The 23,964-nt window shown below is 46.1% G+C and carries 37 protein-coding genes; 7 read left to right on the top strand and 30 right to left on the bottom strand.

Features of this window, described 5'->3' with window-relative positions; translation table 11 throughout:
- Nucleotides 1–444 precede the first annotated feature (444 nt).
- A complete protein-coding gene (locus DET62_RS11725) occupies nucleotides 445–1,227 on the top strand; it encodes a hypothetical protein (protein ID WP_034823220.1) in 783 nt (260 codons plus the stop codon).
- A gap of 76 nt (nucleotides 1,228–1,303) precedes the next feature.
- Here the strand turns inward: DET62_RS11725 and rplQ are convergent, their stop codons facing one another.
- From rplQ to rplN, 17 genes are all read right to left on the bottom strand, one after another.
- The gene (gene rplQ / locus DET62_RS11720) at nucleotides 1,304–1,705 is read right to left on the bottom strand and encodes a 50S ribosomal protein L17 (RefSeq protein ID WP_011235122.1); all 402 of its coding nucleotides are present in this window, start codon (nucleotides 1,703–1,705) and stop codon (nucleotides 1,304–1,306) included.
- A 39-nt stretch (nucleotides 1,706–1,744) separates the two neighbouring features.
- Nucleotides 1,745–2,734, bottom strand: a complete 990-nt coding sequence (rpoA, locus tag DET62_RS11715; RefSeq protein ID WP_011235123.1) for a DNA-directed RNA polymerase subunit alpha — start codon at nucleotides 2,732–2,734, stop codon at nucleotides 1,745–1,747.
- Nucleotides 2,735–2,759: 25 nt separating this feature from the next.
- Entirely contained in the window at nucleotides 2,760–3,380 is a 621-nt protein-coding gene (gene rpsD, locus DET62_RS11710; protein WP_011235124.1) for a 30S ribosomal protein S4, read from the bottom strand.
- Nucleotides 3,381–3,408: 28 nt separating this feature from the next.
- A complete protein-coding gene (gene rpsK, locus DET62_RS11705) occupies nucleotides 3,409–3,798 on the bottom strand; it encodes a 30S ribosomal protein S11 (protein ID WP_011235125.1) in 390 nt (129 codons plus the stop codon).
- Between the two features lie 12 nt (nucleotides 3,799–3,810).
- Nucleotides 3,811–4,167: a 30S ribosomal protein S13 gene (gene rpsM / locus DET62_RS11700; protein WP_011235126.1), complete on the bottom strand. Its 357-nt coding sequence runs from the start codon at nucleotides 4,165–4,167 to the stop codon at nucleotides 3,811–3,813.
- A 120-nt stretch (nucleotides 4,168–4,287) separates the two neighbouring features.
- Nucleotides 4,288–4,401: a 50S ribosomal protein L36 gene (rpmJ, locus tag DET62_RS11695; protein WP_006956433.1), complete on the bottom strand. Its 114-nt coding sequence runs from the start codon at nucleotides 4,399–4,401 to the stop codon at nucleotides 4,288–4,290.
- Between the two features lie 24 nt (nucleotides 4,402–4,425).
- Nucleotides 4,426–5,754 (bottom strand): preprotein translocase subunit SecY, encoded by a 1,329-nt coding sequence (secY, locus tag DET62_RS11690; protein WP_011235127.1) that lies wholly within the window; start codon nucleotides 5,752–5,754, stop codon nucleotides 4,426–4,428.
- A 5-nt stretch (nucleotides 5,755–5,759) separates the two neighbouring features.
- Entirely contained in the window at nucleotides 5,760–6,194 is a 435-nt protein-coding gene (gene rplO / locus DET62_RS11685) for a 50S ribosomal protein L15 (RefSeq protein WP_011235128.1), read from the bottom strand.
- 3 nt (nucleotides 6,195–6,197) lie between these two features.
- Nucleotides 6,198–6,380: a 50S ribosomal protein L30 gene (gene rpmD, locus DET62_RS11680; protein WP_011235129.1), complete on the bottom strand. Its 183-nt coding sequence runs from the start codon at nucleotides 6,378–6,380 to the stop codon at nucleotides 6,198–6,200.
- 6 nt (nucleotides 6,381–6,386) lie between these two features.
- Entirely contained in the window at nucleotides 6,387–6,887 is a 501-nt protein-coding gene (rpsE, locus tag DET62_RS11675) for a 30S ribosomal protein S5 (protein WP_011235130.1), read from the bottom strand.
- 9 nt (nucleotides 6,888–6,896) lie between these two features.
- Nucleotides 6,897–7,250 carry a 50S ribosomal protein L18 gene (gene rplR, locus DET62_RS11670; protein WP_011235131.1) on the bottom strand — a complete coding sequence of 118 codons (354 nt, stop codon included), beginning with the start codon at nucleotides 7,248–7,250 and terminating at the stop codon, nucleotides 6,897–6,899.
- Nucleotides 7,251–7,259: 9 nt separating this feature from the next.
- Complete coding sequence (gene rplF / locus DET62_RS11665; RefSeq protein ID WP_034822546.1) at nucleotides 7,260–7,793, bottom strand: 50S ribosomal protein L6; 534 nt, start codon at nucleotides 7,791–7,793, stop codon at nucleotides 7,260–7,262.
- Nucleotides 7,794–7,807: 14 nt separating this feature from the next.
- Nucleotides 7,808–8,200 (bottom strand): 30S ribosomal protein S8, encoded by a 393-nt coding sequence (gene rpsH, locus DET62_RS11660; protein ID WP_011235133.1) that lies wholly within the window; start codon nucleotides 8,198–8,200, stop codon nucleotides 7,808–7,810.
- A 26-nt stretch (nucleotides 8,201–8,226) separates the two neighbouring features.
- Complete coding sequence (gene rpsN / locus DET62_RS11655; RefSeq protein WP_011235134.1) at nucleotides 8,227–8,532, bottom strand: 30S ribosomal protein S14; 306 nt, start codon at nucleotides 8,530–8,532, stop codon at nucleotides 8,227–8,229.
- 11 nt (nucleotides 8,533–8,543) lie between these two features.
- Nucleotides 8,544–9,083: a 50S ribosomal protein L5 gene (gene rplE, locus DET62_RS11650; protein ID WP_011235135.1), complete on the bottom strand. Its 540-nt coding sequence runs from the start codon at nucleotides 9,081–9,083 to the stop codon at nucleotides 8,544–8,546.
- 20 nt (nucleotides 9,084–9,103) lie between these two features.
- Nucleotides 9,104–9,418, bottom strand: coding sequence for a 50S ribosomal protein L24 (gene rplX, locus DET62_RS11645; protein WP_011235136.1), 315 nt, complete (start codon nucleotides 9,416–9,418; stop codon nucleotides 9,104–9,106).
- A gap of 10 nt (nucleotides 9,419–9,428) precedes the next feature.
- Nucleotides 9,429–9,797 (bottom strand): 50S ribosomal protein L14, encoded by a 369-nt coding sequence (gene rplN, locus DET62_RS11640; protein ID WP_006956444.1) that lies wholly within the window; start codon nucleotides 9,795–9,797, stop codon nucleotides 9,429–9,431.
- Between the two features lie 272 nt (nucleotides 9,798–10,069).
- Here rplN and DET62_RS11635 point away from each other — a divergent pair, with 272 nt between their 5' ends.
- From DET62_RS11635 to DET62_RS11610, 6 genes are read left to right on the top strand one after another with little or no spacing between them, the layout of a single operon-like run.
- Nucleotides 10,070–12,859 carry a monovalent cation/H+ antiporter subunit A gene (locus DET62_RS11635; RefSeq protein WP_110013995.1) on the top strand — a complete coding sequence of 930 codons (2,790 nt, stop codon included), beginning with the start codon at nucleotides 10,070–10,072 and terminating at the stop codon, nucleotides 12,857–12,859.
- Nucleotides 12,859–13,200: a Na+/H+ antiporter subunit C gene (locus tag DET62_RS11630; protein WP_011235138.1), complete on the top strand. Its 342-nt coding sequence runs from the start codon at nucleotides 12,859–12,861 to the stop codon at nucleotides 13,198–13,200. The genes DET62_RS11635 and DET62_RS11630 overlap by 1 nt, the downstream gene beginning before the upstream one ends.
- Nucleotides 13,200–14,714 (top strand): monovalent cation/H+ antiporter subunit D, encoded by a 1,515-nt coding sequence (locus DET62_RS11625; protein ID WP_110013994.1) that lies wholly within the window; start codon nucleotides 13,200–13,202, stop codon nucleotides 14,712–14,714. The genes DET62_RS11630 and DET62_RS11625 overlap by 1 nt, the downstream gene beginning before the upstream one ends.
- A gap of 5 nt (nucleotides 14,715–14,719) precedes the next feature.
- Nucleotides 14,720–15,208, top strand: a complete 489-nt coding sequence (locus DET62_RS11620) for a Na+/H+ antiporter subunit E (protein WP_011235140.1) — start codon at nucleotides 14,720–14,722, stop codon at nucleotides 15,206–15,208.
- A complete protein-coding gene (locus DET62_RS11615; protein WP_011235141.1) occupies nucleotides 15,202–15,471 on the top strand; it encodes a K+/H+ antiporter subunit F in 270 nt (89 codons plus the stop codon). The genes DET62_RS11620 and DET62_RS11615 overlap by 7 nt, the downstream gene beginning before the upstream one ends.
- A 13-nt stretch (nucleotides 15,472–15,484) precedes the next feature.
- On the top strand, nucleotides 15,485–15,877 hold the full coding sequence (locus DET62_RS11610; protein WP_011235142.1) for a Na+/H+ antiporter subunit G: 393 nt from the start codon (nucleotides 15,485–15,487) through the stop codon (nucleotides 15,875–15,877).
- 36 nt (nucleotides 15,878–15,913) lie between these two features.
- On the opposite strand, the gene DET62_RS11605 is transcribed toward DET62_RS11610, so the two are convergent.
- The 13 genes from DET62_RS11605 to DET62_RS11545 all read right to left on the bottom strand — a co-directional run bounded on the left by DET62_RS11605 (nucleotide 15,914) and on the right by DET62_RS11545 (nucleotide 23,884).
- Nucleotides 15,914–17,326, bottom strand: coding sequence for a hypothetical protein (locus DET62_RS11605; RefSeq protein WP_110013993.1), 1,413 nt, complete (start codon nucleotides 17,324–17,326; stop codon nucleotides 15,914–15,916).
- A 166-nt stretch (nucleotides 17,327–17,492) separates the two neighbouring features.
- Nucleotides 17,493–17,756, bottom strand: coding sequence for a 30S ribosomal protein S17 (gene rpsQ / locus DET62_RS11600; RefSeq protein ID WP_011235144.1), 264 nt, complete (start codon nucleotides 17,754–17,756; stop codon nucleotides 17,493–17,495).
- Nucleotides 17,756–17,947 (bottom strand): 50S ribosomal protein L29, encoded by a 192-nt coding sequence (gene rpmC / locus DET62_RS11595; protein WP_011235145.1) that lies wholly within the window; start codon nucleotides 17,945–17,947, stop codon nucleotides 17,756–17,758. Before rpmC ends, rpsQ begins: the two co-directional genes overlap by 1 nt.
- Complete coding sequence (gene rplP / locus DET62_RS11590) at nucleotides 17,947–18,360, bottom strand: 50S ribosomal protein L16 (protein ID WP_011235146.1); 414 nt, start codon at nucleotides 18,358–18,360, stop codon at nucleotides 17,947–17,949. Before rplP ends, rpmC begins: the two co-directional genes overlap by 1 nt.
- Before the next feature lie 11 nt (nucleotides 18,361–18,371).
- A complete protein-coding gene (gene rpsC / locus DET62_RS11585; protein WP_011235147.1) occupies nucleotides 18,372–19,052 on the bottom strand; it encodes a 30S ribosomal protein S3 in 681 nt (226 codons plus the stop codon).
- Nucleotides 19,053–19,062: 10 nt separating this feature from the next.
- A complete protein-coding gene (gene rplV / locus DET62_RS11580; protein WP_011235148.1) occupies nucleotides 19,063–19,395 on the bottom strand; it encodes a 50S ribosomal protein L22 in 333 nt (110 codons plus the stop codon).
- Nucleotides 19,396–19,408: 13 nt separating this feature from the next.
- Entirely contained in the window at nucleotides 19,409–19,687 is a 279-nt protein-coding gene (gene rpsS, locus DET62_RS11575; protein ID WP_011235149.1) for a 30S ribosomal protein S19, read from the bottom strand.
- A gap of 16 nt (nucleotides 19,688–19,703) precedes the next feature.
- Nucleotides 19,704–20,528, bottom strand: coding sequence for a 50S ribosomal protein L2 (gene rplB, locus DET62_RS11570; RefSeq protein ID WP_011235150.1), 825 nt, complete (start codon nucleotides 20,526–20,528; stop codon nucleotides 19,704–19,706).
- A 14-nt stretch (nucleotides 20,529–20,542) separates the two neighbouring features.
- On the bottom strand, nucleotides 20,543–20,845 hold the full coding sequence (gene rplW / locus DET62_RS11565; RefSeq protein ID WP_011235151.1) for a 50S ribosomal protein L23: 303 nt from the start codon (nucleotides 20,843–20,845) through the stop codon (nucleotides 20,543–20,545).
- Complete coding sequence (gene rplD / locus DET62_RS11560) at nucleotides 20,842–21,447, bottom strand: 50S ribosomal protein L4 (RefSeq protein ID WP_110013992.1); 606 nt, start codon at nucleotides 21,445–21,447, stop codon at nucleotides 20,842–20,844. The genes rplW and rplD overlap by 4 nt, the downstream gene beginning before the upstream one ends.
- Before the next feature lie 18 nt (nucleotides 21,448–21,465).
- Complete coding sequence (rplC, locus tag DET62_RS11555) at nucleotides 21,466–22,104, bottom strand: 50S ribosomal protein L3 (protein WP_110013991.1); 639 nt, start codon at nucleotides 22,102–22,104, stop codon at nucleotides 21,466–21,468.
- Nucleotides 22,105–22,142: 38 nt separating this feature from the next.
- The gene (gene rpsJ, locus DET62_RS11550; protein WP_053954198.1) at nucleotides 22,143–22,454 is read right to left on the bottom strand and encodes a 30S ribosomal protein S10; all 312 of its coding nucleotides are present in this window, start codon (nucleotides 22,452–22,454) and stop codon (nucleotides 22,143–22,145) included.
- Between the two features lie 209 nt (nucleotides 22,455–22,663).
- Nucleotides 22,664–23,884, bottom strand: coding sequence for a dipeptidase (locus DET62_RS11545; RefSeq protein WP_110013999.1), 1,221 nt, complete (start codon nucleotides 23,882–23,884; stop codon nucleotides 22,664–22,666).
- Between the last annotated feature and the right edge of the window lie 80 nt (nucleotides 23,885–23,964).

Raw genomic sequence — 23,964 nt, 5'->3', positions numbered from 1 at the left:
TCATTCAAAAGTTGCAATACAAATATTTCGTTTTGCTTAACTTCTGCAAGTGCCCACACAGTTTGCTTGGCTTGATATAATTGTTAAAGAGCGTTGCTTCTTTCGAAGCAGGGAGGCGTATTCTACACGTCCCTTTCGTTTCGTCAACCCATTTTTTTCAGCTTTTTCAGCCCGGTTAAAACAAAACGCCGTTGTCCGAATTTATTGCAAATACACTTTGCAGATAACTCATGACAACGGCGGCGAATTATAGTGATCTCTCTGAGCCTTGCAAGATCTTTTTCGATCAAAAAGTTTAACCGAACAAAAAACAACCAGCTGTAACTAAAACCCTTAGATTTGCTCGTTTTTAATTCTATTTTGTTGTTTTTTTGTGATTACCTTGAACTGTTGTTATATTGAATCACTCTAATAAGTTGGAATTACATAAAGGGCTTAAATCTTATGCGCTGGAAATCAATAACTTTTACCTGTTTGCTTGTTGCAACTCTTAGTTCAAGCGCCATACGAACGAGTCATGCTGCTACTTTTGATGGCAGCCTCCAAAATTCGTCTTCCACTTTACAAGATACTTACCGAAGTATTATCGAAAGTCACCTCAATAAAAACTTCTCTATTATGCGAACTGTACGCATTCTGATTAATAACTACCCAGAACATGCTGCCTATATCGTTAATGCCGCTTTTGATACCAGAGAGAGTAGAGTAACCGCCATTGTAATAGCCGCCATGCAAGCGGAGCCTGCAGTTACTTATACTGTCGTCGACATTGCTATAGCTCGTTACCCAGATTTATGTAATGCCATTGTTGAGGCAGCTATTCAAACCGAGCCCGCTTATATTGATGATATCATTACTATTGCTTTGCAACGTCAACCTGATCAGGCTGAAACTATTATACGCAAAGCTGTCGCGTCCCATCCTGATTTTACTGAGTCTGTTTTGAGAACCGCAGCGCAGGAAGCACCTAGTTCAATTTTTTCTTCATTGACTAAGTCGATCAAGGCTTTACCGGAGACAGCAACAGCTTTAATTGCCGTTATGAAGGACTTTTTTGTTGGTTCAGATGATGAAGAGGGCACATACGAAATTAGCAAAGAAGATTGGAGAATTTTAACTCTGGAAGCGAAAGAGTCAGGAGTTAGCCGCAAGGAACTTGAATGGTTAGTAAAGGAAGGTTATCTGGAAAAGGAAACCTTCGCTAAGATTTTCAACGAAAGGCTCTAATTAGTTATTACCACTTGGTTTTAGACACAAAAAAGCCGGCTGTACTTCAGCCGGCTTTTTAACTTTCCGAAGCGGTTTACTCCGCAGCTTCTTCAGCTACTTCTTCAACTTCTTCAACTTCTGGGCGACCAACTAATTCAATGTAAGCCATTGGTGCGTTATCACCTGTACGGAAGCCACACTTCATAATGCGAGTGTAACCACCTGGGCGTTCTTCATAACGCGGGCCTAATTCATTAAACAGCTTGCCAACAACCTCTTTGTCACGTGTGCGTGCGAACGCCAGACGACGATTTGCTACGCTGTCTTGTTTTGCCATTGTGATCAACGGCTCAACAACGCGACGTAACTCTTTTGCCTTTGGCAAAGTCGTCTTGATGATCTCATGACGCACTAAAGAGCTTGCCATGTTGCGGAACATTGCCTGACGATGGCTGCTGTTTCGATTTAGTTGACGACCACTCTTACGATGGCGCATACCTATACCCTTCTCAGTAAATCTATTACTAAGGTGACCTTAGTCGTTGTCAATTAAGCTGGCTGGTGGCCAGTTCTCAAGGCGCATGCCTAGAGACAAACCACGTGAAGCCAACACGTCTTTGATTTCAGTCAACGACTTCTTACCCAAGTTCGGAGTTTTCAATAACTCGACCTCAGTGCGTTGTACTAAGTCACCAATGTACTGAATCGCTTCTGCTTTCAAGCAGTTCGCAGATCGAACAGTCAATTCCAAGTCGTCTACCGGACGCAGAAGGATCGGATCGAACTCCGGCTTCTCTTCTTTTTCTTCCGGTTCACTGATATCACGAAGTTCTACGAAGGCATCCAACTGTTCAGCTAAAATTGTTGCTGCACGGCGGATAGCTTCTTCTGGATCCAATGTACCATTGGTTTCCATTTCGATAACCAGCTTGTCTAAGTCAGTGCGCTGTTCAACACGAGCCGCATCTACAGAATATGCAATGCGTTCTACCGGGCTGAACGACGCGTCGACTAAAAGACGACCGATTGGACGTTCATCATCATCAGCGGACTGACGAGATGCCGCAGGCACGTAACCACGACCACGTTCGACTTTCACTCGCATAACAAGTTCATAGTCGCCTGTCAGATGACAGATAACGTGCTCAGGATTAACGATTTCAACATCACCATCGTGGGTGAAATCGCCTGCTGTTACAGGACCTGCTCCGGATTTATTCAAAGTCAGAGTTGCTTCATCTTTACCTTCAACGCTGACTGCCAGCCCTTTCAGGTTTAATAAAACTTCAATGACATCTTCCTGAACGCCCTCTTTGCTGCTGTATTCGTGCAGCACGCCATCGATTTCAACCTCAGTCACTGCACAGCCTGGCATTGACGACAGTAAAATGCGACGTAACGCATTACCTAGTGTATAACCAAAGCCGCGTTCCAGAGGCTCCAGTGTCACCTTGGCATGAGTCGGGCTGATTTGCTCGATGTCGACTAACCTCGGCTTTAGGAATTCGGTAACAGAACCCTGCATTGTGTCCTCTCTCTATGCTTAAGCTTTACTTAGAGTAAAGCTCTACGATCAACTGTTCGTTAATTTCAGCAGACAAGTCGCTACGTTCTGGAAGACGTTTAAATGCACCTTCCAATTTGTTGTTGTCTACTTCTATCCAGACTGGCTTTTCGCGTTGTTCTGCAAGCTCCAGTGCTGCTCCGATACGTGCCTGTTTCTTCGCTTTTTCACGAACAGAAACGACATCTTCAGGACGAACCTTGAACGATGGAATGTTCACTACCTGACCATTCACAACAACTGCTTTGTGACTGACCAGCTGACGAGCTTCTGCGCGTGTTGACGCAAAACCCATGCGATACACTACGTTATCCAAGCGCTGTTCCAGCAACTGCAACAGGTTTTCACCGGTATTGCCTTTCAGTCGTGCAGCTTCTTTGTAGTAGTTACGAAATTGCTTTTCCAGTACGCCGTACATACGACGAACTTTCTGTTTCTCACGCAACTGAACACCGTAATCTGACAAACGACCGCGACGCGCGCCGTGTTGTCCTGGTGCAGTTTCGATCTTACATTTAGAATCGATTGCGCGAACGCCGCTCTTCAGGAACAAATCTGTTCCTTCGCGACGGCTCAGCTTGAGCTTTGGACCCAAATATCTAGCCATGATCTTTCTCCAACTATCGATTCACGCCTTAAACGCGACGTTTCTTAGGCGGACGACAACCGTTGTGAGGAATCGGTGTCACATCGGTAATATTTGTGATTTTGTAACCAACGGCGTTCAGGGCACGAATCGATGATTCACGACCTGGGCCTGGACCATTCACAAATACTTCCAGGTTTTTCAGTCCGTATTCCTTCGCCATTTCACCTGCGCGTTCTGCTGCAACCTGTGCTGCGAACGGCGTTGATTTCCGTGAACCACGGAACCCTGATCCACCTGCAGTAGCCCACGCTAGTGCGTTACCCTGGCGATCAGTAATGGTAATAATGGTGTTGTTGAAAGATGCATGCACATGAGCCATGCCATCGGCGACCTGCTTTTTAACGCGCTTTCGAGAGCGAGTTGGTGTTTTAGCCATTACTCAATCCCCCTATTTCTTGATTGGTTTGCGCGGACCTTTACGAGTGCGCGCATTTGTTTTAGTGCGCTGCCCACGTAGAGGTAAGCTACGACGATGACGAAGTCCACGGAAACACCCGAGGTCCATCAAACGTTTAATGTTCATAGATACTTCACGACGCAGATCACCTTCTACGGCGAACTTTGATACAGCGTCACGAAGCGCGTCCAGTTTGTCTTCTGACAATGAACCAATCTTGGTGTCTTCAGCGATACCCGTAGCAGCAAGAATCTGCTGTGAACGAGTACGGCCAACACCGTAGATTGCAGTCAAAGCTATGACTGCATGCTTATTGTCAGGAACGTTAATGCCAGCGATACGGGCCACTAACACGTCTCCTTCAGTTTGTAGGCTTCAGTTGAAAAGCCCGTTAGGATACTCAACCGATTGCCGAATTGCAAATACTTCAAAGGCTGCGGCGATTAAGCCGCAAGCCTTTCCTTCGAATCAACCTTGTCGTTGCTTATGCTTAGCATCAGTGCAAATAACGCGAACTACACCGTTACGCTTGATGATTTTGCAGTTACGACAGATTTTCTTCACGGAAGCACGAACTTTCATTGCTACTCTCCGTTCTACCCAATCTTACCGGCCGTAGCCTTTTAGATTGGCTTTTTTCAGGACAGAGTCATATTGATGCGACATCATATGAGTCTGAACCTGTGCCATAAAGTCCATGATAACAACAACGATAATCAATAAAGATGTACCGCCGAAGTAGAATTGCACATTCCATGCAATCATCATGAACTCCGGAACCAAACAGACAAAGGTAATGTACAGTGCGCCTGCTAATGTCAAACGCGTCATTACTTTATCGATGTATCTTGAGGTTTGTTCACCTGGGCGAATCCCCGGAATAAACGCACCCGACTTCTTCAAGTTGTCAGCTGTTTCGCGAGGGTTAAATACCAACGCAGTATAGAAGAAACAGAAGAAGATTATCGCAGCCGCGTACAATAACACATATAACGGCTGACCGGGAGACAATGTCATCGATACTTGCTGCAAAAAGTCTGCAACCATACCTTCACCAGAGCCAAACCAAGTGGCAATGGTACCCGGGAATAAAATAATACTTGACGCAAAAATTGGTGGAATAACACCAGCCATATTAACTTTCAATGGCAAGTGCGTGCTTTGCGCAGCAAATACCTTACGACCTTGTTGACGCTTCGCATAATTAACGACGATACGACGTTGACCACGCTCCACAAAAACAACGAAATAAGTTACTGCTAAAACCACAACCCCAATTAATAACAACAATAACAGGTGCAAGTCACCTTGACGCGCTTGTTCAGCCGTTTGGCCGATAGCGGAAGGTAATCCTGCAACAATACCCACAAAGATCAGGATAGAGATACCGTTGCCAATACCACGCTCAGTAATCTGTTCACCTAACCACATAAGGAACATGGTTCCTGTGACTAAGCTCACTACAGCAGTGAAATAGAAGCCGAAGCCAGGGTCTATTACGAGTCCTGGCATCAAATTTGGCAAGCCTGTAGCTATACCAATCGACTGGAACGTTGCCAGTATTAAAGTACCCCACCGCGTATACTGGTTAATCTTACGACGACCAGACTCACCTTCTTTCTTAAGCTCGGCCAAACGCGGATGTACCACGCTAGCCAACTGCATAATAATCGAAGCCGAAATATACGGCATAATACCTAATGCAAATACTGACGCACGCTCTAAGGCACCACCGCTGAACATGTTAAACATGGCAACGATGGTATCTTTCTGCTGTTCGAATAGCTGAGCTAATACAGCGGCATCAATACCAGGAATAGGCACAAAGGAGCCCGCTCGGAAAACGATAATCGCTCCTAACACAAACAGCAGGCGACGCTTAAGTTCCGACAAGCCACCTTGCGCTCGATTTGATTCCAATCCTGGTTTAGCCATTTGCTCTATCCTTCGATTTTGCCGCCAGCAGCTTCAATAGCTTCGCGAGCGCCTTTGGTGACTTTAAGACCTTTTACAGTCACAGCACGACTTAACTCACCAGATTTGATGACTTTAGCGTGTAGTACGTTCTTACGAACGAGACCTGCTGCTTTCAAAGTCGCCAGTTCAACGGTATCACCGTCAACCTTCGCGATTTCTGCCAAGTTTACTTCTGCAGTGACCATAGCCTTGCGAGAAGTAAAACCAAATTTTGGCAGACGACGTTGAATTGGCATTTGTCCGCCTTCGAAACCTGGCTTGACTGAGCCACCAGAGCGAGATTTCTGCCCTTTGTGACCACGGCCGCCAGTCTTTCCAAGACCTGAACCAATACCACGCCCAACGCGCTTTTTGCTGCTTTTTGCACCAGGTGCGGGAGCAAGTGTATTAAGTTCCATCGCTTATCCCTCCACCTTAATCATGTAATTAACTCGGTTCACCATACCGCGGACTGCAGCAGTGTCTTCCAACTCTACTGTGTGACCAATGCGGCGGAGACCCAAGCCACGTAGTGTAGCTTTATGCTTCGGCAAACGACCGATAGAGCTACGCGTCTGTGTTACTTTGATTGTCTTTTTCGCCATTGTTCACTACCCCAGTATTTCGTCAACGCGCAATCCACGCTTCGCCGCAACTTGCTCCGGCGATTTCATGCCGTTCAACGCTTTGATAGTCGCGCGAACAACGTTGATTGGGTTGGTTGAACCATATGCCTTTGACAGCACGTTATGAACACCTGAAACTTCCAGAACCGCACGCATTGCACCACCAGCGATGATACCCGTACCTTCTGAAGCAGGTTGCATGTATACCTGTGAACCTGAATGACGTCCTTTAACAGGATGCTGTAAAGTGTCGCCTTTCAGTTGAACGGTAACCATATTGCGACGTGCTTTTTCCATTGCTTTTTGAATAGCAGCGGGTACTTCACGCGCTTTACCATAACCAAAACCGACTTTACCTTTACCGTCGCCAACCACAGTCAGTGCAGTGAAGCTAAAGATACGACCACCTTTAACCACTTTTGCTACACGATTTACTGTGATCAACTTCTCTATCAGTTCACCGGTTTGAGCTTCTACATTTGCCATGTTCGTCTCCTAGAACTGAAGTCCGGCTTCACGAGCTGCGTCCGCTAATGCGGCTACGCGACCGTGGTATTTAAAACCACTACGATCGAAAGACACGTTTTTAACGCCTTTTTCAATCGCTCGTTCAGCGATAGTTTTGCCCACGACTTTGGCTGCGTCTACATTACCTGTAGATTTAAGCCCTTCGCGGACACTTTTCTCTGCAGTCGATGCGGCTGCCAGCACTTCAGAACCGTTAGGTGCGATCAACTGCGCGTAAATATGCCGTGGTGTACGGTGAACGACCAGGCGATTTGCACCCAACTCTTTAATTTGTTTACGTGCGCGAGTAGCACGACGTAAGCGAGCTGCTTTATTGTCCATCGTATTACCCTACTTTTTCTTGGCTTCTTTACGGCGCACTTGCTCGTCAGCATAACGGACACCTTTGCCTTTGTAAGGCTCGGGTTTACGGTATGCACGAATGTTAGCGGCAACTTGACCAACTAACTGCTTATCTGCACCTTTAACGACGACTTCAGTCTGAGTCGGAGTATCGATTGTGATTCCTTCAGGAATCTCGAACTCCACAGGATGCGAAAAGCCTAGCGTCAAGTTCAGTTTTTTACCTTGTGCTTGCGCACGGTAACCAACACCTATCAGCTGTAACTTACGTTCGAATCCTTTAGTGACTCCGACCACCATGTTTTGCAACAATGCGCGAGCCGTACCAGCTTGAGCTGTTGAGTTAGCAACGCCTTCACGGGCGTTAGTACGTAACTCACTCTCATCTTTTACCAGTTCAACTGCATCGTTTACAACACGACTCAGTGAGCCTTGGGCACCTTTAATCGTGATTTCCTGGCCATTTAGCGTAACTTCAACGCCAGCAGGAATTTCAATGGGTGCTTTAGCAACACGTGACATTTCCTACCTCCTAATTACGCTACGTAACCGATAATTTCGCCACCAAGACCAGCTTGGCGAGCGGCACGATCAGTCATCAGGCCTTTAGACGTCGAAACTACTGCGATGCCAAGGCCACCCATTACGTTAGGCAACTCGTTGCGTTTCTTATAGATACGCAGACCAGGCCGACTAACGCGCTCGATTGTTTCAATTACTGGCTTGCCTTCGAAATATTTCAATTCGACTTCAAGCTCAGGTTTAACAGTACTCTCGGCACTGTAACCAGTAATAAAACCTTCTTCTTTCAGAACTTGAGCAATCGCCACTTTCTGCTTAGAAGACGGCATTTTAACCGTTACTTTGTTAGCACCTTGAGCGTTGCGAATGCGTGTGAACATATCCGCAATTGGATCTTGCATGCTCATATTTGCTTTCTCCCGTGATTCGTGGCTTACCAGCTAGCTTTTTTCAAGCCAGGAATTTCACCGCGCATCGCCATCTCACGGACCTTGATTCGGCTCATGCCGAATTTACGAAGGAAACCATGAGGACGACCAGTTATACGACAACGGTTACGTTGACGCGTCGGACTGGCATCACGTGGGAGCTGTTGCAACTTAAGTACGGCTTCCCAACGCTCTTCGTCTGATGCTTTAGGGTCATTAATGACCGTTTTCAGTGCGTTGCGTTTTTCTGCGTATTTTGAAGCGATTTTAGCTCGCTTCACGTCACGCGCTTTCATTGACTGTTTTGCCATAACTCTACACCTTACTTTCTGAACGGGAAGTTAAAGGCAGCTAGCAAAGCACGAGCTTCGTCATCTGTGCCAGCATTTGTGGTAATGGTGATATCCAGACCACGTACCTTGTCGACTTTGTCATAGTCGACCTCCGGAAAGATGATCTGCTCACGAACACCCATGCTGTAATTACCACGACCATCGAACGATTTAGGGTTCAGGCCACGGAAGTCACGGATACGTGGGATTGCAATCGAAATTAAGCGTTGCAAAAAGTCCCACATGCGCTCGCCGCGCAGAGTTACTTTACAGCCAATCGGGAAGCCTTCACGGACTTTGAAACCGGCGACAGACTTGCGTGCCACAGTACGAATTGGCTTTTGACCAGAGATAGCCTCTAGGTCAGCCACTGCGTTATCAAGTACTTTTTTGTCAGCCAGAGCTTCACCAACACCCATGTTAAGGGTGATTTTATCAATCCGAGGGACTTGCATGACGCTGTTGTAGCTGAACTCTTTCATAAGCTCAGGAACTACCGATTCTCTGTAAAAATCATGCAGTTTCGCCATCGTAAAACTCCAAGTTTGAATTAAATGATTGCGTTGTTCGATTTGAAGAAGCGAACTTTCTTGCCATCTTCAAGACGAAATCCAACACGATCTGCTTTACCTGTCTCTGGGTTAAGGATCGCTACGTTCGAAATGTGGATTGCTGCTTCTTGTTCAACGATGCCACCTGATTCACCTAAAGCCGGATTTGGCTTCTGATGTTTCTTGACTACGTTGACGCCTTCCACGATCACGCGATCTTTATCGGTAAGAACTTTCAGGACTTTGCCTTGCTTGCCCTTGTCCTTACCTGCCAGGACGACTACTTCGTCATCACGTTTAATTTTTGCCGCCATAATTGACTCCTTATAGTACTTCTGGTGCCAGCGAGATAATCTTCATAAACTGCTCTGAACGCAGTTCACGAGTTACCGGCCCGAAAATACGTGTGCCAATGGGCTGTTGGTTGTTATTCAACAACACAGCCGCGTTGCGGTCAAAACGGATGACCGACCCGTCTTGTCGACGGACGCCTTTTCTGGTGCGAACGACCACCGCATTCACTACATCGCCTTTCTTCACCTTACCGCGCGGAATTGCTTCCTTGACAGTAACTTTGATGATATCGCCGATGTTTGCGTAGCGACGGTGCGAACCACCTAGAACCTTAATACATTGTACGCTGCGCGCGCCGGAGTTATCGGCAACGTCCAGGGTAGTTTGCATTTGGATCATTTCAGTGCCCCGCTTAGGTTAAAAAAACAGACCCTCTCGGGTCGTGCTGCCTTTGGTTTTTCCCTTATAAAAAGGGTCGCGAAGTGTAACAGATAAAATTTGTAAGTGGTAGGGTAATCTCAGAAAATTTCGTAGGCGTAAGATGAATTCACTATCTTAAGGGTTTAGTTTAGTTGGATTGCAGCAGAACCAATGGTAAATTCAATACTTTACGTTGCTCCGTTAATTATACCTTATTATAAGAGCACAGGCTGACTTGGGACTTCTATGGTATGAATCTGCTATTCATTATTTTTGCCCCATTCTTTGGTGCGCTCTTACCGCTATTATTTAAGCAAGCGTCGCGACCGACAAAGACTGGGATTACACTACTTGTTCCTATTTTCTGCTTAATTGTTTTGTTTCAGTACCTACCCGCTACACTTGCCGGTGAAGTACCTAAGCAAATGGTGGAATGGCTACCGGGTATAGGGCTTGATTTTGCCGTGCGTCTGGACGGCTTGTCACTTCTTTTCGTGGGGCTCATATTAGGCATAGGCGTACTGATTATTGGCTATGCTCACTACTATTTAAGCAGCGACGACGATGAATCCCGTTTTTATGCCTGCCTGCTGTTATTTATGTCATCGATGCTGGGCATCGTTATGGCAGATAATATCTTACTAATGTGGGTTTTCTGGGAACTGACCAGCATCTCTTCCTTTTTACTTATTGGTTATTGGTTCCATAGCAGTGATGCACGTCGCGGTGCTCGCATGGCATTGGCAACAACCGGCGCCGGAGGTCTGGCACTGTTAGCCGGATTACTAATAATTGGGCACATAGCCGGTGGCTATCAACTGGATACTGTATTCGCCGCAGCAGACCAGATAAAAGCGCACGCTTACTATGTACCCGCTTTAATACTCGTTTTATTAGGAGCCTTTACTAAGTCAGCCCAGTTTCCATTTCAATTTTGGCTACCACATGCCATGGCGGCGCCAACTCCCGTAAGTGCGTACTTACACTCTGCGACCATGGTAAAAGCCGGTATCTTTCTATTAGCACGTTTTCATCCGGTATTAGCCGAGACTGAACTGTGGTTTACCCTGGTGACATTAACCGGTTTAATTACCATGTTAGTCGGTGCTTACTTTGCTCTGTTAAAGCACGACCTTAAAGGTTTGCTGGCTTTCTCTACGGTAAGCCATCTGGGCCTCATTTGTATGTTACTGGGGATAGGCACCCAGGCGGCTGTGATAGCGGCGCTATTTCACATTATTAACCATGCTCTATTTAAAGCCGCGCTGTTTATGACCGCAGGCATTATTGACCATGAGTCCGGCACTCGTGATATGCGTAAACTGCAAGGGCTTATGAGCCTGATGCCTATAACGGCTACTCTTGCCATGATTGTAGCGGCCTCAATGGCAGGAATACCACCGTTTAACGGGTTTATGTCTAAAGAGCTATTCCTGGATCAAGCTCTGCAGCAACATTTATTCGGTGGGCTGTCATGGTTTATTCCTATTTTGGCGACTGTGGGAGCCATGCTGTCGGTGGCTTACTCTATTCGCTTTATTCACGATGTTTTCTTTAACGGCGACTATAAAGAACTGCCCAAAAAACCACATGATCCTCCTCGCATGATGTCTGCACCGGTTGCTGTGTTAGGGTTCCTTTGTATCGCTATCGGCGTCGCACCAATGACTATGGTCTCCGGTATACTCGATCAGGCCGCCGCCGCTGTTACCGGCTCTCCTGTTGAAGTAAAACTATCGCTTTGGCACGGCTTTAACATGCCTCTGTTAATGAGCGCAGTCGCAGTGGTTGGCGGTATTCTGATATACCTTTCCCGCGATCAACTGTTTACATTTAATCGCCAATTTGACGGGCAGGACGCTAAACACAATTTTGAACGCCTCGTGCAAAAAGCCTCTGATGCAGCAGCAAATTTTTACGACCGCTTAGACACAGGTTCCTTGCAGCGCTACATTGCTTTTGTTCTTATCAGCGTTATTGTCGTGTTGCTTCCTTCGTTAAGCGACCTAAGCGTGGTAACTGGTGGCAAACCTCAGTTGCCTGTTGATATGGTGAGCATGGTTGGTGCTATCATCCTGATATCCGCAGCATTTGCCACCGCTACATTACATCGTAATCGTTTTGTGATGTTGATGATGCTATCCGTGGTTGGACTGGTTGTGTCGTTAGCTTTCGCGCACTTTTCGGCCCCGGATCTTGCCATGACTCAGTTGGTTGTCGAAGTGGTCAGTATTATCTTAATGATACTGGCGTTGTTCTTTATGCCACAAAAAACCAGTCGGGCCTCTTCTGGCCACCGAGTTTTTCGTGACATAATCATTGCGAGCTTTATTGGTGGTATTGTCGCGACCTTAAATTTCGCAATACTGACCTCACCGTTTGAAAGCATCTCGGACTTTTTCCTTGCGAATGCAAAATCCGGTGGTGGTGGAACCAACGTAGTAAACGTCATTCTGGTGGACTTTCGTGGTTTCGATACATTAGGAGAAATTACCGTTCTGGCAATAGCTGCCGCAGGTATTCATAAGCTGCTTAATAAGCTAAAACCATTTATGCCTTCCAGTGATATTGACGGACGCCCCTGGCATAGAATTAGACACCCGTTGATGTTAACAACTGTTGCCAACATTATTTTACCCATGGCGATGGTAGTTGCTGCCTATATATTCCTAAGAGGCCACAACTTACCGGGTGGTGGTTTCATCGCAGGCCTGATAGTCGCCTCGGCGATGATCCTGCAATACATTGCCAATGGTGTCGACTGGATGAAAGAACGCTTTAGCGTTAATTATCAATCTCTAATGTCATTTGGCGTTTTGATTGCCGCGCTTACCGGGCTTGGTAGCTGGCTGTTTGGCAAGCCTTTCCTGACTTCCTGGTTTACCTATTTAAACTGGCCAGTGGTTGGTAAATTTGAATTTGCAACGGCTTTACTCTTCGATCTTGGCGTTTTCCTAACGGTTGTTGGCGCTACTATGATGATTTTAAGTAACTTCGGGAAGATGACGACACGTCATCGCCCAACGCATGAGGGTCATTAATGGAAACTTTATACTCAGTTACCGTTGGTATTTTAACCGCATGCAGTGTTTTTCTAATTCTGCGCGGCCGTTCATTTCCTGTGGTCGTCGGCATTACCATGCTGTCTTATGCCGTTAACTTATTTCTATTTTCAACCGGTCGTCTGACAATAGACGGCGCACCAATTTATGGCACGCAGGAAACCTATGCCGACCCTTTACCTCAGGCACTAGTTCTCACCGCTATCGTTATCGGCTTCGCCATGACAGCGTATTCAATTATTCTGGCTGTGCGCGCCCGAGGCGAGATAGGGACGGATGAAGTTAACCAACAAGATAACAGCACGGAGGGCAACCGCTAATGTGGCAACAACATTTGGCGATACTTCCTATTTTGGTGCCGTTACTGGCGGCGCTGCTACAGCTTCTTCCCTGGGGAGACAGACCTCAGCCAAAACGCAGAGCCATAGGCCTGCTGTCCAGTATATTAACTTTAATACTGACTATTGCCCTGCTCGTTCAGGTTAATCAGGATCAGATGATTGTTTATGCCTTAGGCAATTGGTCTGCGCCATTTGGAATTGTCCTGATGGTGGACAAGCTTAGTGCTCTGATGATGCTGGTAACGGCAATATTGGCATTACCAGTGCTCATCTACGGTTGTTATGCCGAAGATAATCTTGGCTCACACTTTCAGGCATTATTTCAGTTTCAGATAATGGGTATTATGGGGGCTTTTGCTACCGGCGATATTTTCAACTTATTCGTCTTCTTCGAAGTTCTTCTGATTTCCTCCTACGCACTATTAATGCACGGTGGAGGAAAATTTCGCCTACGCACAACCTTACACTACGTATTACTCAACCTTTTAGGTTCAGCACTTTTCCTAATAAGTGTCGGTACTCTATATGGTGTTACAGGCACTTTGAATATGGCTGACCTTGCTACCCAAGTTCAACAGTTAAGCGGAGACCAGGCCGCCTTAGCTAAAGCCGGTGGTATGATGCTATTGATAGTATTCGGCATTAAAGCCGCTATCCTGCCGTTGCACTTCTGGCTGCCTCAGGCCTATTCCACAACAACCGGAGTTGTTGCCGCTCTATTCGCAATAATGACAAAAGTTGGGGTTTACGCCATAGTTCGGGTCTACACACTCATTTTCGGTCCTGAAGCTAATGAGCTTGCACTCATTGCACATGACTGGCTTTGGGTTATGGGTCTCGTTACCATGCTAGCCGGCGCTATCGGAATTATCGGAGCTCGCGACTTGCGCTTGCTTGTGGCTTATTTAGTCGTCATTTCAATTGGCACACTTATCGCAACCTACAGCTTGAATGGAATTGCGACAACCGGAGCCATGCTGTTTTATTTAATCCACTCAACCTTTATCACTGGCGCATTATTTTTACTGGCCGACCTTATTGCGTTCGAACGTGGTAAAACCGCATCACGCATCGTATCGGGCAAGAAAATGGCCAATCACTCTGCTTATTCAGTCATGTTTTTAATTGCTGCAATAGCAATAATTGGTTTACCACCTCTGTCAGGTTTTATCGGAAAACTTATGATTATGGAATCGGCAAGCCCAACCGGGGCCAGTTTTTGGCTGTGGGGAGCCATGTTAGGCGCAACTCTTATTATGCTAATTTCAGTCACCCGGGCGGGAAGTAAAATGCTCTGGCACACACTGTCGGGTAAAGCGAATGAACAATCCGCTCCTTTAGGGAAAAGAGCTGCTGTTGTTATGCTTCTGTCGTTATCGGTTGTTATGACGTTATTTGCCAGCCCAATACGCAACTATACCGATGATGTCGCTGAACAGCTTTACGACATAGACCAGTACCCATCCCGCGTGCTGACAAAAGGAGTGGAATAATTACTATGAAAAAACTATTTCCGACACCTTTGTTATCTTTTTTCTTATTGACGCTATGGGTTCTATTATTTAACTCAGTTTCGCCCGGGGTGATCATACTGGGCGCTTTATTTTCCTGGTTTATTCCATTTTTATTCCGTGACGCCTGGCCTAATTTTGCAAAAGTTAAGCGCCCCGACCTGGCTGTCGTCTATTTTTTCATTCTGTTGAATGACATTGTCGTGGCTAACTTTAAGGTTGCCGGTATGATTCTTGGGAAACCTCGCTCGATAAAACCCGCGCTGTTTGTTTTTCCACTGGATATGAAAGAGGAGCTTCCGGTTACTCTTCTTGCAAGTACCATAACACTGACGCCGGGAACGGTATCCTGCGAAATTACTCGTGGACGCAAAGGCATTCTTATTCACGCATTCTCAGAAGAAAGCCCGGAAGAAGTCATAAAAACGATTCGAAACCGTTATGAGCGTCGCCTGAAGGAGATATTTCAATGTTAACGACGGTACTACACATTGCCTTCTTGTTATTCAGTCTATCGGTATTAATGAATTTCTGGCGCCTTATTAAAGGACCCGATCTACCGGACAGAATACTGGCTCTGGATACAATTTACATTAATTCGCTGGCTTTACTGCTGTTGCTGGGTATGTACCAAAACACGCAAACCTATTTTGAAGCAGCATTACTCATTGCCATGTTCGGTTTTGTCGGTACCATCGCGGCAGGTAAATTTTTACTGCGTGGCGACTTAATAGAATAAAGAGGAAAACCTTATGGATGCACTAAACCAATTACCGGCATGGTCACAATGGCTAGCGGCTTTCTTTATCTTATTAGGCGCTATTTTCGCCTTTATTGGCTCTTTGGGGTTAGCCATACTCCCGGACTTTTTTACCCGTTTACACGCCCCCACGAAAAACACCACAATAGGCATTGGCGGCATAGTCATAGCTTCCATTCTTATTACTTCGGTACAAGGGTCAATTAACCTAAACGAGCTATTGATTGCGATATTTCTGTTTTTGACGGCACCTATTAGTGCGCACATTATGGCTAAAGCCGCATTACATACAGAACTGAAGATGTTTAATCGAACGAAAGACTTTCGTCAGGAAGGGGATTCTTACGAGCATATCCTGCCTAATAAAAAAGACATGGAACCATAAGGTTCCATGTCCTTCGCCATGAAAACTTAAGCCACTTTAGAAATAGTAACCAAAGTTAATGTTAAAGCGGTCATTGACCTCACCACCATCAGTTGCAGTATTACCACCAATAAACGGTTGGTTTTTTGCTCTTACATAATCAACATAAGTATAAAAACCGCCGCCGGCTGCAACAGCAACTCCTAAAACGTTCATCCAGGTATCATCTTGATAACCCATTTTATCGGTCATTAAGCTGTGGTCATTATAGAAAGTTAAGCTTGTCAGAGGCCCAATATCTACCGGTAAAGTATAAGCAACGTTGGCTGTATACAGTTTGGCTTCAGTAGGAATTGCGTCGTAATAAGCGTAAGCTGCCATGTAAACACCACGGTTTTCCAGTTTTATATCGTAGTCATAGTCTGAATACTGTAACTGTACGTTCCACGGTCCGTTATTGTAGACACCGTGTGCGGCCCAGGCCATGCGATTACCAACATTCTGATTCTCATACGCCTGTGCATCTGTAAAGCCTTCAGCAGCCGTTCCTGAATACAAATTCCCGCCTTGCAAAGACACACCAAGCTCTAAGTTTTCATCATCGCTGAAGCTAAACTTACGCGCGGTTCTGAAAGCGTAGCTGTTACTTTCGCCTACAGGCAGGCCCGGTTCATCGTAAGCGTCCTGACCGGGCAACCGAATACCCACGGTGTCGTAATTATAGCGCGCGGTACGATCAGATGTTGAGCCGTCGATGCCGCCCTGCTCGTCTGATTTCAGGTAAGCTAAATCGAAATCCCATTCATCGCCACGGTATTTAAACCGAATACCGTTATCATGTTCATCTTCCAGGCCAACATAGAAAGTACTATTAAAGAAATAGCTGTGAGAGTTGTAAGGCATGTTACCAAATGGAATTTTTACAACGCCAACCTGCCCTTGCAGTTTATCGGTGAAGTCATAACCAAACCAGGCGTGTTTGACCACGTCCTGATAATTAAACCAACGATACTCAGCAGAAAGGATGACACCTCCCATTTCTCCATCAAAATTCAGACGGAAAATATCGAAATCCAAATCGCCACCGCGGTTTTCATTATCTGAGTCATAATTATTGTATTCATACTGAAAACGAACAGCACCATGAATCTTTATTGGCCAATTTTCATTCTCTTCCGTTTTCTTTTCCAGCTCGTCTAAACGTGCATGGACTCCAGAGTCGTAGACAACTCTGCGCTTCGAACTGTTTTCGTTACTGGCAATTTCATTGCCTTTTTCTACTTCTCGTTCTTTTACAACAACAACTTCTTCTTTTTCACGCTCTTCTTTTTCTTCAAGCCGTTTCTCTAATTGAGCTAAACGTTCTTTTAATGCCTGAATTTCCTGTTCAACCGAATTACTATCTTGAGGAGCAGCAATGACCGGACTTGCCGCAAGCACAGTAGCTGCAAAAAATAAACTTTTTGACATGAATTGTCTCCCTCTGAGAACTACGCATTGGTGTACGTATTTATTATTTCTTATGTTAAAAAGAAATTTATTTAATTTCAGATATTTGTACTAAACCTATTAAGGTTTAGATCAAAAAAAAAGCCTCCGCAAGGGAGGCCTTTTAATTTCTTTTCGCTATCTGCGTTTAGACAACAGTCGCGCGATCAACGATTTCTTCCAGAGTCCAAGATTTATTCTTAGACAGCGGACGACATTCGCGAACAATCACGGTATCGCCAGCTTTAACCTGGTTTTCTTCGTCATGCGCATGTACTTTAGTTGTACGCGTGATGTACTTCCCGTATACCGGGTGCTTTACACGACGTTCAACAGCTACAGTGATGGTTTTATCCATCTTATCGCTGACAACTTTGCCTTGCAGAGTACGAACACGTTTTTCGTCAGTCATTACGCACCTGCCTTCTCATTTAAGATGGTTTTAACACGTGCGATATCACGACGCACTTGTTTCATCATGTGAGTCTGATTCAGCTGACCAGTTGCTGCCTGCATGCGCAGATTAAACTGCTCACGACGCAAGCCTAACAACTCTTCTTGCAGCTGCTCAACGGTTTTATCTTTCAGTTCACTTGCTTTCATCACATTACCGTCCGAGTCACAAAAGTGGTTTTGAAAGGCAGTTTACGTGCCGCCAGGCGGAACGCTTCACGTGCCAACTCTTCAGGAACACCGTCCATTTCATACAGAACGCGACCTGGTTGAATCTGAGCAACCCAGTATTCGACGTTACCTTTACCTTTACCCATACGAACTTCTAAAGGCTTTTTGGTAATAGGCTTGTCAGGAAATACACGGATCCAGATTTTACCTTGACGCTTAACGTGACGAGTCATTGCACGACGGCCTGCTTCGATTTGACGCGCGGTCATACGACCACGGTCAGTAGCTTTTAAACCAAAAGTACCGAAGCTGACTTTGTTACCAGACTGCGCCAGACCACGGTTGCGGCCTGTGTGAACCTTACGGAATTTTGTACGCTTAGGTTGTAACATATCGTCTCTCCTTACTTACGGTTCTTGCCGCGCTTAGGAGCTGGCTTTTCTTCAGTTGGAAGTCCACCAAGAACTTCACCACGGAAAATCCAGACCTTAACACCGATGATACCGTAAGTGGTGTTCGCTTCTGAGGTCGAGTAGTCGATGTCTGCACGTAATGTGTGCAGCGGTACACGGCCTTCACGATACCACTCAGTACGTGCAATCTCTGCGCCGCCTAAACGACCACTCACTTCAACTTTGATACCTTTGGCACCCAAGCGAATGGCGTTTTGTACGGCACGTTTCATAGCACGACGGAACATGACACGACGTTCCAACTGACCAGCAATATTGTCAGCTACCAGCTGCGAATCCAACTCAGGCTTACGAACTTCTGAGATGTTGATTTGCGCAGGAGCACCTGTCAACTTAGAAACTTGCTTACGCAGCTTTTCTACGTCTTCGCCTTTCTTACCGATAACCACGCCAGGACGTGCTGTGTGAATAGTCACACGAACGCTCTTAGCTGGACGATCGATAACGATACGAGAGACTGATGCATTGCGCAGTTCTTTGTTCAGGAACTTACGTACCTGAAAATCACTGTGCAGGTTATCAGCGAACTCATTTGTATTCGCATACCAGGTTGCATTCCATGGTCTGGAGATACCTAGGCGAATACCATTAGGATGTACTTTCTGACCCATAATTTATCTCCTAGCTATCTGACACGACCACAGTAATGTGGCTGGTGCGCTTAAAGATACGATCGGCACGGCCTTTCGCCCGTGGCTTGATGCGCTTCATAGTAGGACCTTCGTCTAAAAAGACTCGGCTCACTTTAAGTTCATCAATATCCGCACCTTCGTTATGTTCCGCGTTCGCGATTGCTGACTCAAGAACTTTCTTGATTAAGCCAGCAGCTGCTTTGGGGCTGTATGCCAGGATATCCAGTGCTTTTTCTACCGGAAGTCCACGGATTTGGTCTGCGACCAAACGGCCCTTCTGCGCTGAAACGCGGGCAAATTGGTGTTTAGCAATTGCTTCCATCACTCTCTACCTCTTACCGTTTCTTCGCTTTCTTATCAGCAGCATGGCCGCGATAAGTACGGGTTGGCGCGAATTCGCCTAATTTATGACCGATCATTTCATCTGTCACGTAGACAGGAACGTGCTGACGACCGTTGTGAACAGCGATTGTCAGGCCGATCATATCTGGGATGATCATTGAACGACGGGACCAAGTTTTAATTGGCTTCTTTTCCCCGGCTTCCAACGCTTTCTCCACCTTATTTAGCAGGTGAAGGTCAATAAATGGACCTTTTTTAAGAGAACGTGGCATGTTTTATCCTCAACTCTTATTTGTTGCGACGGCGTACGATGAACTTATCAGTACGCTTGTTTTTACGGGTTTTGTAGCCCTTGGTCGGCGTGCCCCATGGAGTCACAGGATGACGTCCACCAGAGGTACGGCCTTCACCACCACCGTGAGGGTGATCAACTGGGTTCATCGCCACACCGCGAACGGTCGGACGAATACCACGCCAGCGGTTTGCACCGGCTTTACCCAATTGACGCAGCATGTGTTCTGCGTTGCCTACTTCACCGATAGTTGCACGACCTTCAGACTGAACGCGACGCATCTCACCTGAACGTAAACGAACAGTAACATAAGCACCGTCACGAGCAAGAATCTGGCAATAAGCACCCGCTGAACGAGCCATCTGTGCGCCTTTACCTGGCTGTAACTCTACCGCGTGAACAACACTACCCACAGGGATGTTGCGCATTGGCAGGCTGTTACCAGGTTTGATTGGTGCGTCAACACCAGACTGGATACGATCGCCTACTGAAAGGTTTTTCGGAGCCAGAATGTAACGGCGTTCACCGTCAGCATACAAAACTAAAGCGATATTCGCTGAACGGTTAGGATCGTATTCAATACGCTCAACCTTTGCAGGGATACCATCTTTATTACGTTTAAAGTCGATTACACGGTAGTGGTGTTTATGACCACCGCCAATGTGACGAACCGTGATACGACCGTTATTGTTACGACCACCAGACTTGCTGTTTTTTTCCAGCAATGGTGCGTAAGGCTTGCCTTTGTACAGGTCCTGACCGACGACTTTAACGACGTGGCGTTGACCCGGAGACGTAGGCTTACTTTTAACTACAGCCATGTTTATTCCTCCTGTTACTCAGCGCCGCCTGAGAAGTCAATGTCAGCACCTTCATTCAAGGCAACATACGCTTTCTTCCAGTCACTGCGTTTCCCAAAACGAGAACCAGTACGTTTGGTTTTACCCTTCACGTTGACTGTACGTACGTTTTTGACTTCAACTTCAAACAATTTTTCGACAGCCGCTTTGATTTCGGTTTTAGTCGCATCAACAGCTACTTTAAAAACAACCGTGTTGTTATTTTCAGCAGTGTTAGTCGATTTTTCCGAAACGTGAGGTGCTAAAATCACTTTAAGCAAACGTTCTTCGCGCATCATGATAACACCTCCTCAAGCTGCTTGACGGCGTCAGCAGTCATCAGCACTTTCTCGAAAGCTATCAGACTGACAGGGTCAATACCCTGAACATCACGCACGTCGACTTTATGCAAGTTGCGAGAAGCTAAGAACAGATTCTCATCAACTTCTTTTGTCACGACCAAAACATCGTTCAGATCCATTTCTTTCAGTTTCGCTGCCAGTTGCTTTGTTTTTGGTTCATCAACACCAAACTTCTCAACAACAATCAAACGTTCCTGACGAATCAGTTCCGACAAAATGCTTTTAATCGCACCGCGGTACATTTTTTTGTTTACTTTCTGGCTGTGATTTTGCGGTTTAGCTGCAAAAGTCGCACCACCAGAACGCCAGATAGGACTACGGATTGTACCTGCACGAGCACGACCAGTACCTTTTTGACGCCAAGGCTTCTTACCACCACCGGCTACTTCAGAACGAGTTTTCTGAGCTTTTGTGCCCTGACGAGCACCTGCAGCGTAAGCTACAACTACTTGATGGACAAGGGCTTCATTAAACTCACGTCCAAAGGTAGCTTCGGAAACCTCAAGAGCGCCTTTTGCGTCTTTCAATGTTAATTCCATCACTATTCTCCTCAGACGTTATGCCTTGACCGCTGGTTTAACGATCACATCACTTCCGGTTGCACCCGGGACCGCACCTTTGATCAACAACAAGCTGCGCTCTGCATCAACCCGAACTAATTCAAGTGATTGCGTAGTGACTTGCTCATTACCCATCTGGCCAGCCATTTTCTTGCCTTTGAATACTTTACCAGGCGACTGGTTTTGACCGATTGAACCCGGTGCACGGTGAGATAATGAGTTACCATGAGTAGCGTCCTGCATGCTGAAGTTCCAGCGCTTCACAGTACCGGCAAAGCCTTTACCTTTTGAAGTACCAGTAACGTCTACTTTGTTAACTTCTGCAAAAATATCAACAGTCAGTTCAGAACCTACTGCGTAATCTTCGCCTTCGCCATTTTGCAGGCGGAATTCCCAAAGACCACGACCAGCCTCTGTACCAGCTTTAGCAAAATGACCTGCTAAAGGCTTGGTTACACGGCTCGCTTTCTTCTCGCCTGTGGTTACTTGAAGGGCACGGTAACCGTCAGTGTCATCAGATTTAATCTGAGTCACACGGTTCGCCAGCACTTCGATCACAGTAACAGGAACAGAAGCGCCGTCTTCCTGGAAGACACGCGTCATTCCTACTTTACGACCGACTAGACCTATAGCCATTGTTAAAACCTCTCGTGTGTAATCCTATTACTGCCCACTTAACCCAAGCTGATCTGTACATCAACGCCAGCTGCCAAATCTAAACGCATAAGCGCGTCAACCGTTTTGTCAGTAGGGTCCATGATATCAATCAGACGCTTGTGGGTGCGGATTTCGTACTGGTCACGCGCGTCTTTATTTACGTGTGGTGAAGTCAGCACGGTGAAACGTTCTTTCCGTGTTGGCAGTGGGATAGGACCACGTACCTGAGCACCAGTGCGTTTTGCAGTTTCAACAATCTCTGCAGTCGACTGGTCGATCAGACGGTGATCGAACGCTTTCAAACGAATCCGAATTCTTTGATTAGCCATAAATAAATCAAAGCCTCAATAAAAGAGCATTTAAAAAAGAGCACAGAAAATCGCAACCTCCCTGGCACATACCGGGGGTGCGTTTTTCTACGTCAAGCATTCAGTCCCCAATCGGGACTGTTGTCGAACGTCTTCTACACGGCAAAAGCCGATAAACTTCAAAAGACGTGGCCGCGAATTATACTGATTCACGGCCTGGTGTCAAGCCCTTAATGTGTTTTGGCGTAGTCTTCTACTTGCTCCCAAACTCGCATTAAATTACCGCCCAGAATCATTTCAATTTCTTTATCTGAGTATCCTCTGTCCATCAACCCCTGAACAAGATTTGGATAGGTAGATACATCTTTTAGTCCAACCGGCAAAGAGTCACCAACCCCATCATAGTCTGAGCCAATGCCAATATGCTCCACACCGATTAAATCACGAACATGATCAATATGCTCCAGAACGGTATCTAAAGTAGCGAACGGATAAGGATTGTTTGCTTCAATCTCTTCTATACGGCGCTTCGCTTCTTCACTTCCCTCGCCATACTGTTCTTTTACCGCAGCAATACGCTTTTTCATCATGTCACGGTAACGGTTGGCCTGCTCAGCCAAAAACGACGAACCAAAGTTAATTTGGATAACGCCCTCATTTTTCGCCAAGGCCTTTAGCATGTCATCGCTCATATTACGTTCAAAACCTGGAGTGTAAGAGCGCAGCGACGAATGCGACGCAATGACCGGAGCGTCACTAATTTCAACCGCCTGATAAAATGCCTCATCGGAAATGTGCGACACATCAACCATAACCCCGACCTTATTCATTTCTTTGACCAATTTTTTACCAAATGGACTTAAGCCATCCCATTGACGGCGAATGTCATAAGAAGAGTCTGAAATGTGATTAGATAATGAGTGAGCCAGAGTAATGTAGCGAATACCGCGCTCATAGAACATACGCAGGTTGTCAAGATCGCCTTCGATAGGAGTGCCGTTTTCCATGCCCAAAGCAATTGACATCAAGCCTTGCTCTTTATTTTCGCGGATATCATCAGTGCTATAAGCCATTGCGAACTTATCTGGTGCACGTCCGACAAGCGCTTCCATACCGTCGATAAGCTCATGAGCCAACTGAACACTGCCGCCACTCTCTTCATAAGAGGCCGGAATATAAATAGACATAAACGGGGCATCGAGGCCACCTTCTACTGCACGCGGGTAGTCAAAATCCCCTTCTGCAGTGGCCTCTGTTACATCTTCCCACTTATCATGAATTCGATAAGGTACATCAATATGTGTGTCTATTAGTAAATACTGCTTCGCCAATTTTTCAGCTTTGTCACTAGCGGTATATTCCGCTTGTTCAGAACCGTTGGTTGCAGCTTGCCCCGCTGTTGCACAACCGGTAATAACGGCCAGTACAGAAGCGGCTATCAGAGACTTCATCATACGTATTCCTCTTTTTATTTTTATACGAGATATACGCAGAGTAGCAAAAGTCTAGCTGTGCCGCATTACTGATACGC

The organism is Idiomarina sp. H2, assembly GCF_004364275.1.
Taxonomy (GTDB): Bacteria; Pseudomonadota; Gammaproteobacteria; order Enterobacterales; family Alteromonadaceae; genus Idiomarina; species Idiomarina loihiensis.
Note: the sequence above shows the minus strand (reverse complement) of the source record. Positions and strands in the feature narration are given on the sequence as shown.